At 76.3% G+C, this 12,151-nt stretch carries 11 protein-coding genes and 2 pseudogenes; 2 read left to right on the top strand and 11 right to left on the bottom strand.

What is annotated here, in order from left to right:
• Nucleotides 1-14: 14 nt before the first annotated feature.
• The 7 genes and pseudogenes from AC1VL8_RS09155 to AC1VL8_RS09125 all read right to left on the bottom strand — a co-directional run bounded on the left by AC1VL8_RS09155 (nt 15) and on the right by AC1VL8_RS09125 (nt 7,067).
• Complete coding sequence (locus AC1VL8_RS09155) at nt 15-725, bottom strand: hypothetical protein (protein ID WP_483074950.1); 711 nt, start codon at nt 723-725, stop codon at nt 15-17.
• A gap of 220 nt (nt 726-945) precedes the next feature.
• Nucleotides 946-1,683, bottom strand: a complete 738-nt coding sequence (locus AC1VL8_RS09150; protein ID WP_483074949.1) for a DedA family protein — start codon at nt 1,681-1,683, stop codon at nt 946-948.
• A 302-nt stretch (nt 1,684-1,985) separates the two neighbouring features.
• Nucleotides 1,986-2,570 (bottom strand): annotated as a pseudogene (locus AC1VL8_RS09145) (peptide deformylase); the annotation flags it as partial.
• A 110-nt stretch (nt 2,571-2,680) separates the two neighbouring features.
• A pseudogene (glmM, locus tag AC1VL8_RS09140) lies at nt 2,681-4,028 on the bottom strand (phosphoglucosamine mutase).
• Between the two features lie 157 nt (nt 4,029-4,185).
• The gene (gene rpsI / locus AC1VL8_RS09135; RefSeq protein WP_389226029.1) at nt 4,186-4,674 is read right to left on the bottom strand and encodes a 30S ribosomal protein S9; all 489 of its coding nucleotides are present in this window, start codon (nt 4,672-4,674) and stop codon (nt 4,186-4,188) included.
• Nucleotides 4,675-4,714: 40 nt separating this feature from the next.
• Entirely contained in the window at nt 4,715-5,161 is a 447-nt protein-coding gene (rplM, locus tag AC1VL8_RS09130; RefSeq protein WP_483074948.1) for a 50S ribosomal protein L13, read from the bottom strand.
• Nucleotides 5,162-5,369: 208 nt separating this feature from the next.
• Complete coding sequence (locus tag AC1VL8_RS09125; protein WP_483074947.1) at nt 5,370-7,067, bottom strand: ABC-F family ATP-binding cassette domain-containing protein; 1,698 nt, start codon at nt 7,065-7,067, stop codon at nt 5,370-5,372.
• Between the two features lie 111 nt (nt 7,068-7,178).
• On the opposite strand from AC1VL8_RS09125, the gene AC1VL8_RS09120 reads away from it, so the two are divergent.
• Nucleotides 7,179-7,577, top strand: a complete 399-nt coding sequence (locus AC1VL8_RS09120; protein ID WP_389226020.1) for a DUF5709 domain-containing protein — start codon at nt 7,179-7,181, stop codon at nt 7,575-7,577.
• 144 nt (nt 7,578-7,721) lie between these two features.
• On the opposite strand, the gene AC1VL8_RS09115 is transcribed toward AC1VL8_RS09120, so the two are convergent.
• Entirely contained in the window at nt 7,722-8,615 is an 894-nt protein-coding gene (locus AC1VL8_RS09115) for a tRNA pseudouridine synthase A (protein ID WP_483074946.1), read from the bottom strand.
• Entirely contained in the window at nt 8,612-9,964 is a 1,353-nt protein-coding gene (locus AC1VL8_RS09110) for an ADP-ribosylglycohydrolase family protein (RefSeq protein ID WP_483074945.1), read from the bottom strand. Before AC1VL8_RS09110 ends, AC1VL8_RS09115 begins: the two co-directional genes overlap by 4 nt.
• A gap of 62 nt (nt 9,965-10,026) precedes the next feature.
• Between AC1VL8_RS09110 and AC1VL8_RS09105 the strand changes: the two genes are divergently transcribed.
• Entirely contained in the window at nt 10,027-10,788 is a 762-nt protein-coding gene (locus tag AC1VL8_RS09105) for an ROK family protein (protein ID WP_483076219.1), read from the top strand.
• Here AC1VL8_RS09105 and AC1VL8_RS09100 read toward each other — a convergent pair.
• Entirely contained in the window at nt 10,785-11,513 is a 729-nt protein-coding gene (locus AC1VL8_RS09100; protein ID WP_483074944.1) for an alpha/beta fold hydrolase, read from the bottom strand. The two genes, AC1VL8_RS09105 and AC1VL8_RS09100, sit on opposite strands and share 4 nt — an antisense overlap.
• Nucleotides 11,514-11,601: 88 nt before the next feature.
• Nucleotides 11,602-12,120: a 50S ribosomal protein L17 gene (gene rplQ / locus AC1VL8_RS09095; protein ID WP_483074943.1), complete on the bottom strand. Its 519-nt coding sequence runs from the start codon at nt 12,118-12,120 to the stop codon at nt 11,602-11,604.
• Between the last annotated feature and the right edge of the window lie 31 nt (nt 12,121-12,151).

Raw genomic sequence — 12,151 nt, 5'->3', positions numbered from 1 at the left:
CGCCGGCGGGGCGCTCAGCCGCCGGCCGACCCGTCCGTGCCGTCCGAGGCCGTGCCGCCCGAGGGACCGGGGCGCGGCTCGACCAGCGCCACCGGGTAGTGCTCGACGTCGACGGCGTCCAGCGCGGCGATCCCGTCCGCGAGGGCCGTCGGCAGCCGTCCGCACCCGTCGGCGGGCAGCGCGACCCGCACCGCCGCGCCGACCGCGTCGACCAGCCACAGCGCGGTCCGCGGCGCGGTCGGTGCGCAGGCCGTGGGCGCGGTCCCCGTCGCGGGCAGCGTCGCCGGGGTGCCCAGCGCGGTGAGCAGCGGCCGGACGTCGCCCTCGAGGCGGCGCGCGGTCACGGCGGCCCACCGGCCGGCCGCGTCCGTCAGGGTCTCCCCCGTGCTGCACGTCACCGCGGACACGGCGGTGAACCCGTCCGGCACCACGCCGGCGTCGGGCGCGTCGGGGTGCCGCGACCCGGTGTACTCCGCGGCGTCGAAGCCGAGGGCGTCGAGCACCTGGGGGGCGAGGCAGTCCGCACCCGTGGCCACCGCGCTGCGCGCCGACCCGGGCGCCGCGACGTCGGCCGCCTCGTCCGCGGCCTGCGTGCCGCCGGAGCAGCCGGCCAGCAGCACGCCGAGGACGCCGAGCGCGCCGAGCACCGCGACCGGGCCCGCGGCACGACCGGCGGGCCGGCCGGTGGCGCGGCTCGTGCGCGCGCGGGCGTGCGGTGCTGCCATCGTCCCGTCGCCTCTCGTCGCCCGCCGAACGGGACCCTGGACGGGCCCCGGACCGGGACCCTGCCCGGGACGGAGGCGGGCGGACCGCCCGACCTCCGTCGCTGGGGGCGACGCCGTCGTGGCCCGGACTCGAGCGTAGGTGCGCGTCCGGGCGCGGACGGGCCGTGAGACCGGATCGTTAGCGGGTGTGACCCGATCGTTGCCGGTCCGTGACCCGGGGTCAGTCGGTCGGGTCGCAGGACACGCCGGCGGCCACGGGTGCCGGCGCGGGGGTCGGAGCGGGCGCGGGGGCCGCGGCGCGGCTGAGCACGACGGGCTCGCCCTCCGGGGCGGATCCCGACGCGGCGCGGCCGAGACCGGTCCACCGGCGCAGCACCCAGTCGATCCCGATGCCGACGAGGGTGCCCACCACGACGCCGGCGACGACGGCGATCACCGGGTGGTCCGCCAGCCAGAGGCCGGCACCGGCGCCGACCAGCGTGCCGTACGCCGCCCAGGTCACCGCCGCCAGCCCGGTCAGCCCGACGAACCGCTTGCGCGGGTAGCCCAGCGCGCCCGCCGTCATGTTGACCGCCACACGCCCCACGGGGATGTACCGCGCGGCGAGGATGAACGACGACCCGCGGTGCGCGAGGGCGTGCTCGGCCCACGCGAGCGCCTTGCGGCCGCGCGGGGACCGGAACATCCGCAGCCGGTGCACGTCGACCCGGGTGCCGATCGTGTAGGCGATCTGGTCACCGGCGAACGCCCCCACCGCCCCGGCCAGCGCGATCAGCGCGAGGTGCGGCTCGCCGTGCGCGACGGACAGCGACGCCAGGGCGATCACGACGGACTCGCTCGGCACGGGCGGGAAGAACCCGTCGACGGTCGCCAGCAGGGTCAGCGCGGGGTACACCCAGAGCGACTCCGCGAGGCTCGGTATCCAGCCCTCGACGGCGCTGATCCAGTCCTGCAGCACGTGACATCAGCTCCTGGGTGGTCGTGGCGGCCCGGACGAACCGCCGGGCTCCACGCTAGGTGGGTGGGCACGGGCCCCGACATGGGGGACTCCCCCCATCGGCCCCTGGTCCTCCCCCCATCGTGGTCCGGGGGCTCGCACGCGAGCATCGCCCCCAGGGTCGACATCCGTCCCGGCGTCCTCCCCCTCACGGAGGACCGGCCGTCGGCCCAGTGCACCACGCGGCACCGACAGAGGTCACGGCGTTTCGGCGACGGCCGTGTGAACTCCTCGTGGGCGCGCACGCACGCCACGCCCGGCGCTCAGGCGTCGAGGTCGAACCCCAGCGTCCGCGCGGCCTCGGCGGGCCGGGGCTCCGACGCCCAGTGCGCGCCGATCTCGTCCGTGGCGGACAGCGACCGCAGCTCCGCGCGGTCCAGGTACAGCGTCCCGTCCAGGTGGTCGGTCTCGTGCTGCACGATCCGCGCGGGCCAGCCCTCGAGGACCTCGTCCAGGGCGGTGCCGTCCAGGTCGTGCCCGGTGAGGTGCACCCGGCGCAGCCGCGCCACGACCGCCTGGTAGCCGACGACGCTCAGGCAGCCCTCGTAGAAGCCGACCCGCTGCGGGGCGTCGCCCTCGTCGGGCACAGGCTCGTAGCGCGGGTTCACCAGCACGCGGAACGGCAGCGCGGGCCGCTCGCGCACGGCGCCCGTCTCGGTGCCCGCGGCGCCGGGGTCGGCCAGCACGGCGACGGCCAGCGGCAGCCCGATCTGCGGCGCCGCCAGTCCGACCCCCGGGGCCGCGTGCATCGTGCGGCGCATCAGCGCGACCAGCGCCCCGAGCTCGTCGTCGCCGACCTGCCCGTCGAACGGCACGGCCCGCAGCCGCAGCGCGGGGTGCCCGGCCTGGACGATCGGCACCGTGCCGGACGGGTCAGCCGCGGCGGCGTCGACCAGCCGCAGCACGTGCTCCCGGACGAGCGCGGCGGGCATCCGGGCCTGGGGCGCGGCCACGTCGGTCAGAGCGCCAGGCGCGCGCGGACGACGTCGGCCAGGTCGCCGGCGACGCGGTCGGCGTCCGCCTGCGTGGCGGCCTCGACCATGACCCGCACCAGCGCCTCCGTGCCGGACGGGCGCAGCAGCACCCGGCCGGTGGAGCCGAGCGTCGTCTCCGCGGCGGTGACCGCGTCGGCCAGGGGCTGGTCGGTGGCCGCCCTCGCCTTGTCGACGCCCGGCACGTTGACCAGCGTCTGCGGGAGCCGGCGGACGACCGCGGCGAGCTCGCCGGCTCTGCCCGGTGGCGGCGACGCGCGCCGCGAGCTGCAGCGCGGTGAGCGTGCCGTCCCCGGTCGTCGCGTGGTCCGCGAGGATCACGTGGCCGGACTGCTCGCCGCCCAGGTTGAAGCCGCCCGCACGCATGGCCTCGAGCACGTAGCGGTCGCCCACCCCGGTCTCGACGGTCCGCACGCCGGCCGCCTGCATCGCGAGCCGCAGACCCAGGTTGCTCATGACGGTGACGACGAGGGTGTCGTGGGCCAGCAGGCCGCGCTCGCGCAGGTCCAGCGCCAGGACGCCCATGATCTGGTCGCCGTCGACCAGGGTGCCGGTGTGGTCCACCGCGAGGCACCGGTCCGCGTCGCCGTCGAACGCGACGCCGAGGTCCGCGCCGGACGCCACGACGGCCGCCTGCAGCTGCTCGGGGTGCGTCGAGCCGCAGGCCTCGTTGATGTTGCGGCCGTCCGGGGACGCGTTGATGACGACCACGTCCGCGCCGGCCTCGCGCAGGGCGGCGGGACCGACCTCGCTGGCCGCGCCGTTCGCGCAGTCGACGGCCACGCGCAGGCCGGTGAGGTCGTTGCCGAGGGTCGACACCAGGTGCTCGACGTACTGCTCCCCCGCGCGCCCGGTGTCCGAGCGGATCCGCCCGACCGCGGCGCCGACCGGTCGCTCCCAGGTCTCGCGCAGGCGCTGCTCGATGGCGTCCTCGAGCTCGTCGTCGAGCTTGTGGCCGCCCTTGGCGAGGAACTTGATGCCGTTGTCCGGCATGGCGTTGTGCGAGGCCGACAGCACGACGCCCAGGTCGACGTCGAGCGCGCCAGTCAGGTGCGCGACGGCGGGGGTGGGGAGCACGCCGACGTTGAGCACGTCCACGCCCGCGCTCGCCAGGCCCGCCGCGACGGCGGCGGAGAGGAACTCGCCCGAGGCGCGGGGGTCACGGCCGACGACGGCGCGCGGGCGGTGCCCCTCGAACGCCCCCAGGGAGCCCAGCACGTGCGCCGCGGCGACGGACAGGTCGAGCGCGAGCTCCGCCGTCACGTCCCGGTTGGCCAGGCCCCGCACTCCGTCGGTGCCGAACAGTCGTCCCATCGAGGACCCCCTCGTCGTCGGCCGCGCACGCGGCCCCCAGCATCCTGCCAGCGGCGCGCCGTCGGTGGCGCGCCGCGGTGCCCGTCAGGGCACAGAACAGCCGACGGCCCCGGGGTCGGACCCCCGGGGCCGTCGGCCGTCGACGCTGATCCGCGGATCAGCGCTTCGAGTACTGCGGAGCCTTGCGGGCCTTCTTGAGACCAGCCTTCTTGCGCTCCACGACGCGGGGGTCGCGGGTCAGGAAGCCGGCCTTCTTGAGGGTCGCACGGTTGTGCTCCTCGTCGATCGCGTTCAGCGCGCGGGCGATGCCCAGGCGCAGCGCACCGGCCTGGCCGGTCACGCCGCCACCGTTGATGCGGGCGACGACGTCGAAGCGACCCTCGACGTCGACCAGCTTCAGCGGGGAGTTGACGATCTGCTGGTGCACCTTGTTCGGGAAGTAGTCCTCGAGGGTGCGGCCGTTGATCTTCCACTGGCCGGTGCCGGGCACCAGGCGCACGCGGGCGATCGCCTCCTTGCGGCGGCCCAGCGCCTGGCCCGGAGCCGTGAGGCTCTGGCCCCGGCCCGCGGGAGCGCTGCTCTCGGAGGTGTAGCTGCTGGGCGTCTCGCCGCCCTCAAGGTCGATGTCGACCGTGGTCTCGGCCACTGGTGTGTCCTCGCGTCCTGTCTCGGAGTCCTCGCGGGCGTCAGCCCTGCGCGACCTGGGTGATCTCGAAGGGCTGGGGCTGCTGGGCGGCGTGCGGGTGCTCCGCACCGGCGTAGACCTTGAGCTTGGAGAGCTGCTGGCGGGCCAGCGAGGTCTTCGGGAGCATGCCGCGCACGGCCTTCTCGATCACACGCTCGGGGTGCTTCTCGAGGAGGTCGGAGTACGCGGTCGCCCGCAGACCACCCGGGTAGCCCGAGTGGGTGTAGGCGAGCTTGGTCTCCCGCTTGGTGCCGGTCAGGGCCACCTTCTCCGCGTTGATGACGATGACGAAGTCGCCACCGTCCACGTGCGGGGCGAAGGTCGCCTTGTGCTTGCCGCGCAGCAGGGTCGCCACGTGGGTGGACAGACGGCCCAGGACGACGTCGGTCGCGTCGATGACGTACCAGTTCCGCTGGATGTCGCCGGGCTTCGGGGTGTACGTGCGCACGGTCGTTGCCTTCTCTGTGTCTCTGACTGTGTCCACGGCAATCCCGTAGAAGCCGGGGTCAGCCGATGAGTACCGTCTGCACTTCGTCCACGGACCGGTGAATGGGAACGCACCGGTCGACGCGGACTGCAAGCACAACGACTCACCAGGGTAGCCGCCGCCTCACCGGGGGTCAAAGCGCGGCCCTGCCGCCGGGGTGCGACCTCGGTCACCCCCGCGCGCGGACCACCCGGCCCGAGTCCCACACCGGCTCCGGCGTCTCGACGACCTCCCCGTCCGCGCCGAACACGAGGAACCGGTCGAACCCCCGCGCGAACCACCGGTCGTGGGTCACCGCGAGCACCGTGCCCTCGAACGCCGCGAGCCCGACCTCCAGCGCCTCCGCCGAGTGCAGGTCGAGGTTGTCGGTCGGCTCGTCGAGCAGCAGCAGCGTCGCCCCGCCGAGCTCGAGCAGCAGGATGTGGAACCGCGCCTGCTGCCCGCCGGAGAGCGTGTCGTACCGCTGCTCCGCGGACGCCACCAGCTCGTACCGGTCCAGGGCCTTGCTCGCGGGCTCGCGACCCATCCCCGGCCGGCGGCCCTCGCCGCGGTGCAGGATCTCCAGCAGCGTCCGGCCCGCGAACGCCGCGTCCTGCGCGTGCTGGCGGTTCTGCGCGAAGAACCCGGGCACGACGCGCGAGCCCAGCCGCGCCGCACCGGTGTGCGGCACCGGGTCGATCGGCAGCTCGCCGTCGGCGAGGGCCTGCTCCGGCTGCGGGTCGGTGCCGCCCGCCGCGAGCAGCCGCAGGAAGTGCGACTTGCCCGACCCGTTCGACCCCAGCACGGCCACCCGCTCGCCGAACCAGACCTCGAGGTCGAACGGCCGCATGAGCCCGGTGAGCTCCAGCCGCTCGGCGACGACCGCGCGCTTCGCGGTACGCCCGCCGCGCAGCCGGACCCGCACCTGCTGGTCGGGGGCCACGACCTCCGGCGGGCCGGCCTCCTCGAACTTGCGCAGCCGGGTCTGCGCCGCGGAGTACCGCGAGGCCAGCCCGTCGTTGAACGCCGCCTTCGTCTTCAGGGTGTTGACCAGGGTGACGAGCTTCTGGTGCTCCTCGTCCCAGCGGCGCGCGAGCTCCGCGAGCCGCTCGCGCCGCGCGTCCCGGGCCTGCGCGTAGCTGACGAACGTGCCGCCGTGCACCCAGACCGTCGCCCCCGCGCGCGCGGGCTCCAGCGTCGCCACGTGCGTCGGCACCCGGGACAGCAGCTCCCGGTCGTGGCTGACCAGCAGCACCGTCTTCGGGCTCTCGATCAGCCGGCGCTCCAGCCACCGCTTGGTCGGGACGTCGAGGGCGTTGTCGGGCTCGTCGAGCAGCAGCACCTCCTGCGGGCCGCGCAGCAGCGCCTCCAGGACCAGGCGCTTCTGCTCGCCGCCCGACAGGGTCCGCACCGACCGGTGCTGCGCCTGGTCGAACGGGATGGACAGCACCGCGTCCGTCACCCGGTCCCAGTCCGACTCGACCTCGTAGCCGCCGACGTCCGCCCAGTCCGCGAGCGCCTGCGCGTACCGCATCTGGGCCGGCTCGTCGTCGACCTCCATCATCAGCAGCTCGGCGGCGGTGAGCTCCAGCGCCGCCGCGCCCACCGCGCCCGTCGCGAGCGACGCCAGGAGGTCGCGCACCGAGCGGTCGTCCGCGATCCGGCCGACGTCCTGCCGCATCACGCCGAGCCCGCCGGTGCGCACGACGGCGCCCTCGTGCGGCTGCTCGTCGCCGGCGATGATCCGCAGCAGCGTGGACTTGCCCGCGCCGTTCGGCCCGACCAGCGCGGTGCGCTGCCCCTCGCCGACGCGCAGGTCGACCCCGCCCAGCAGCGGCCGACCGTCGGGGAGCACGTAGCGCACGTCGTGCGCCTCCAGATGACCCATGCCGCCGATGGTCCCAGGCCGGGCCCGCCGGACCCAACCGGATACCCGCGCGCGACGGAGAAAGGGGCACACCGGTGGCACCCGGGCCCCCGCGGTGCCACGCTCGGTGCCATGACCGAGAACACCCCTGCCACCAGCACCGACCCGGCGACCGGGACCGAGGGCGACGCCGACCAGCTGCCCGGCGAGGACACGCTCTCCGACCGGGGCGTCGACCCCCTCGACGAGGGCTACACCGTCCCGGACCGCCCGCGCCCGGCGTCCGCGCACTGGGGCGAGACCCCCTGGGAGGAGTCCCGCGGCGAGACGCTCGACCAGCGCGTCGCCCAGGAGGAGCCCGAGGTCTGGGAGGCCCCGCAGCAGTCCGACCCGAACCGCGCCGGCCGCCTCGCCGAGGACGACGACGCGGTCGAGGCCGGCGGCAACGACCAGTTCGCCGTCGACTCCGGCATCGACGGCGGCGCCGCGAGCGCCGAAGAGGCCGCCGTCCACGTCGTCGACGAGGACTGACCCCGCCTCTGACCCCGCGCCCGCCCCCACCGAGGGCGTAGGCGACACCACGAGGGCGCATCCCACGGGATGCGCCCTCGTGGTGTCTCGTGCGCCCTGGCGGCGGTGGGGTCAGCGCGGGGGGGTGGGGGGTGGGGGGTGGGGTCAGCGCAGGGGGTGGGGGTCGACGTCGTGGGGCGCGCGGGGGGCGCGGGTGGTGCGGGCGCGGGCGGCGAGGTCGGCGTCCGGCGGGTAGACGACCTCCTCCAGGGTGAGACCGTGGGCCGCGACGACGGTGCCCGACGGGTCGCGGCGCCCGCCGACCAGCAGCTCCGCGGGCCAGTCCACCCCACGGCGTCCCTCCCCCACCGCGATGCTCGCGCCGACCAGGGCGCGGACCATGCTGTGGCAGAACGCGTCGGCGCGGACCGTCGCGACGACGAGCCCCGCGTCCGGCCCGTCCGACGGCCGCTCCCACGTGAGCTCGTCGAGGGTCCGGATCGTCGTCGCGCCCGGCCGGGGCTTGCAGTAGGCCGCGAAGTCGTGCCGCCCGAGCACCCGCGCCGCGCCCTCGTGCATCGCCGCGGCGTCCAGCGGGCGCCGGGTGAACAGCACGTGGTGGCGCCGCAGCGGGTCGCGCAGCCGCGGGTCGTCGCAGATCCGGTAGACGTACCGCCGGGCCAGCGCGGAGAACCGCGCGTCGAAGTCCTCGGTCACGACGCGCGCGCGGGTGGCGACGACGTCCCCGGGCAGCACCCCGGCGAGGCGGGTCACCAGCGACTCCTCCGGCCCGCGGTCGGACCGCCCCGGCAGCGCCGCCCACGCCTCGGACGGCACGTCGACGTGCAGCACCTGGCCGCGCGCGTGCACGCCCGCGTCCGTCCGGCCTGCGACGGTGACCCGCGGCGGCCCCTCACCCCGGTGCGCCGCCCGCAGCACGACGCCCAGGCCGTCCTCGACGACCCCCTGCACCGTGCGCAGCCCGGGCTGCCGCGCCCACCCGGCGAACTCCGTCCCGTCGTACCGGAGGTCGACGCGGACGCGGACCTGCGCGGTCACGGCCGCACCGCCGTCGGGTCCGCCACCGTCCCGGCGGGCAGCACCACGACCGTGCCGCCGAACCGGGCCTCCTGCGCGTGCAGCTCGACGCCGTCCACCCAGACACGGCCCGCGAGCACCTCGTCGGCGGCGGTCGTGCCGTCCTCGTACTGGGCGGTGAACCCTCCGCTCATCGACGCGTTGAACAGCCGCACGGGCCGCCCGGCGCGGTCGGTGACCCCGTGCGCGCACCAGGAGCAGACGTGGTCCGGGTAGCGCTCCACGAGCCGCTCGCGCGTGCCGCACAGCGGGCAGGCCTGCTGCCCCGGCGTGCCGGGGACCCCCGGACCGCCCTGGGCCGTCACCCGGGCCAGCGCACCCAGGCGCCGGGCCCGCATCCCCGGCCAGCCGTGCACCGCGGTCGCCCAGGTCGCGGGCACCGCCGCGGTGCCGTACCGCGCGCCGAGCAGCGCGCCCGCGATCGCCGCCACGGTGTCCGTGTCCTGCCCGATCCGCACGGCGGCCGCGAGCGCGAGGGGCAGGTGCACCTGACCGGGCAGGGCTACCCCGTCGGGCAGCGGGGGCTGCACCGTGATCGCGTGCCAGGCCGCCTGGAGCGCGGTGACCGTGAACCCGTTGCCGGTCAGGTCGGTCGCGGGCTCGGGGCGCTCGGCGTCGTCGACCCACCCGGACCACGCGGCGCGGCGCTCGGGGGGCAGCAGGTCGAGGCCGGCGCGGACGTCGAGGCGCGCCTCGGTCACCGCGACCCGGATCGCCTCCGACCACAGCACGCACGCGTCGCCCGCGAGCGGGTCCGGGTGGGTCAGCTCCGCGACGGCCCGTGCCGCGCGCGCGGTCGCCCACCGGTCGTCCAGCGCGACCAGGCCGACGACCCCGGTGCGCATCAGGGCGCCGTTGCCCGCGGTCCGACCGGTGGTCGCGTGCAGCTCCGCGGCGGCGGCGCGCAGGCGCTCCGCCGGACGCCCGGCACGTCGGGACGCCGACCCGAGCACGGCGGCCGTCTGGGTCCCGACGTCGGTGGCGCCACCGGTGCGCCACGCCTCGAACCGGGCGGCGACGTCGTCGAGCTCCTCCTCGGACGCCAGACCGCCGCCGCGCGCGGCGACCCACGCGACGCACACCGACATCTGGGTGTCGTCGCTCCACTCCCCCGGGGCGTAGGGGCCGAGGCCGCCGCCGCGCATCTCGGGCAGCTCGGCGGCGCCGGGCGGGCGGGCGAACTCGTACGGGACGCCCAGCGCGTCACCCGCGGCCTGGGCGACGAGGACGGCGGTCGCGCGGTCCAGCACCTCGGTGGGGCGGACGTCGCGGTCGAGCGGTCGGGCTGCGGCGTGGGACTGGTCGTGCACGCCCCCGAGCCTACGGGGCGGCGTGCAGTCGTCCGGCGCTGCTCTACGGTGGTCGGGTGCCCGTGCCCCCGTCCACCCCGTACACGCTCGCCGTCGACTGCGGGGGCGGGGGCGTCAAGGCCTCCGTGCTCGACGCGTCCGGCACGCTGCACGCCCCTGCGCTGCGCGTCCCCACGCCGTACCCGCTCCCGCCCGAGCGGCTCGTCGACACCATCGCGGACATCGCCGGCCGGCTCCCGGCCTTCCAGCGCGCCACGGTCGGCATGCCGGGGATGATCCGGCACGGCGTCGTCGTGGCCACCCCGCACTACGTGACGCGCTCGGGCCCGCACACCCGGGTCGACCCGGAGCTCGTCGCGGCGTGGGCGGGCTTCGACATCCGGGCCGCGGTGGAGCAGCGGTTCGCGGTCCCGACCCTGGTGCTCAACGACGCCGAGGTGCACGGCGCCGGCGTCGTGTCCGGCACGGGCGTCGAGCTGGTGCTCACGCTGGGGACCGGGCTCGGGTCGGCCCTGTTCGACGGCGGCCGCGTCGCCCCGCACCTGGAGTGGTCGCACGCGCCCGTGCGGCGCAGCACCACGTACGACGAGTACATCGGGCAGATCCAGCGGGCCCGGCTCGGGGACGCGCTCTGGTCCCGGCGGGTGCGCCAGGTCGTCGAGGGGCTGCGCCCGGTGGTGCTCTGGGACCGGCTGTACCTCGGCGGCGGCAACTCCCGGCAGATCACGCCGCAGGTGCTCGCGCGGCTCGGCGACGACGTCGTCGTGGTGCCGAACCAGGCGGGCATCGTCGGCGGCGTCCGGGCCTGGCAGCTCGGGGTCTAGCGGGCCGGGGGCGCGGGGGCCGCCTCGACCGCGTCGACCACGTCCAGCAGCACCCGCGTGAACCGCACCGGCGCGGTCAGCGACACCAGGTGCGTCGCCCCGGGCACGACCACCAGGCGCCCGTCCCGGCACACCCGCAGGAACCGGCGCTCCTCGCCCCGGAAGTGGTCGAACCGCCCGTTGACCAACCACACCGGCACCTCGACCCGCGCCAGGTCCCCCAGCGGGTCGGCGGCGCGCATCTCCCGCAGCACGTCGTCGACGACGTCCAGCGCGAACCCGCCCGCCGCGACGTCGCGCGCCGCCTCGGCCGACAGCACCCGGTCGACCATCTGCTGGTTCAGCCCCGCCCCCGCGTCCGGGAGCCGCGCGATCCCCCGGGCGAGCACCGACCAGCCGCCCACCAGGGCGGGCAGCGGCCGCGTGCTGCACGACGCCGCCAACAGGCCCGCGACCTGCTCCGGGTGCCGGGCGGCGTGCGCGATCGCCGTGTAGCCGCCGAGCGACAGGCCGACCACCAGCGCGCGACCACCGACGGCGTCCACGCCCGCCGCCACCGCGTCGACGGCGCCGGCCAGCGTGAACCGCTCGCCCCGGCGGGCACCGTGCCCCGGCAGGTCGATCGCGAGCGCCGGGTGCCCGTAGTCCGCCAGCGCGGCGACCTGGGCGCGCCACATCGTGCGGGAGGTGCGCAGCCCGTGCACGAGCACGACGGGGACGCTCATCCCCCGACGCTAACGCGGCACGCACGCGACAGGGCCCGGACCGCGAGCGGGTGCTCGCGGTCCGGGCCCTGTCGGTGCGACCGGTGGATCAGGCCTTGTCGGCCTCGGTGGTCTCGGCGGACTCCTCGGCCGGGGCCCCGGTGGTCTCCTCGACGGTCTCGTCGGCGGCGGGCGCCTCCTCGACCTTCTTCGGCGCGGCCTTCGCGGTGGCCTTGGTGGCCTCGCGGACGACGGCCTGCTTCGGCGAGACGGGCTCGAGCACGAGCTCGATCACGGCCATCGGCGCGTTGTCGCCCTTGCGGGGGCCGATCTTCGTGATGCGGGTGTAGCCACCCTGGCGCTCGGCCACCTGCGGGGCGATCTCCACGAACAGCTCGTGGACGACCGACTTGTCGCGGATGACGGTCATGACGCGGCGGCGGGCGTGCAGGTCACCGCGCTTGGCGAAGGTGACGAGGCGCTCGGCGAGGGGGCGCAGGCGCTTGGCCTTGGCCTCCGTCGTCGTGATGCGCTTGTGCTCGAACAGCGCCGTGGCCAGGTTGGCCAGGATCAGCCGCTCGTGCGCCGGGCCGCCACCGAGCCGGGGACCCTTGGTGGGCGTAGGCATGGTCTTTACTCCTTGGTTCCAGTGATGGGCT

It is taken from the genome of Cellulomonas sp. KU4C, from assembly GCF_056868065.1.
This window is presented reverse-complemented; position numbering and strand designations above follow the sequence as displayed.

Coding starts and splice junctions, on each gene's coding strand:
- AC1VL8_RS09125 (WP_483074947.1), bottom strand. CDS start 7,067: ATGGGTCATCTGGAGGCGCACGACGTGCGCTACGTGCTCCCCGACGGT.
- AC1VL8_RS09100 (WP_483074944.1), bottom strand. CDS start 11,513: ATGAGCGTCCCCGTCGTGCTCGTGCACGGGCTGCGCACCTCCCGCACG.
- AC1VL8_RS09155 (WP_483074950.1), bottom strand. CDS start 725: ATGGCAGCACCGCACGCCCGCGCGCGCACGAGCCGCGCCACCGGCCGG.
- rplQ (WP_483074943.1), bottom strand. CDS start 12,120: ATGCCTACGCCCACCAAGGGTCCCCGGCTCGGTGGCGGCCCGGCGCAC.
- AC1VL8_RS09120 (WP_389226020.1), top strand. CDS start 7,179: ATGACCGAGAACACCCCTGCCACCAGCACCGACCCGGCGACCGGGACC.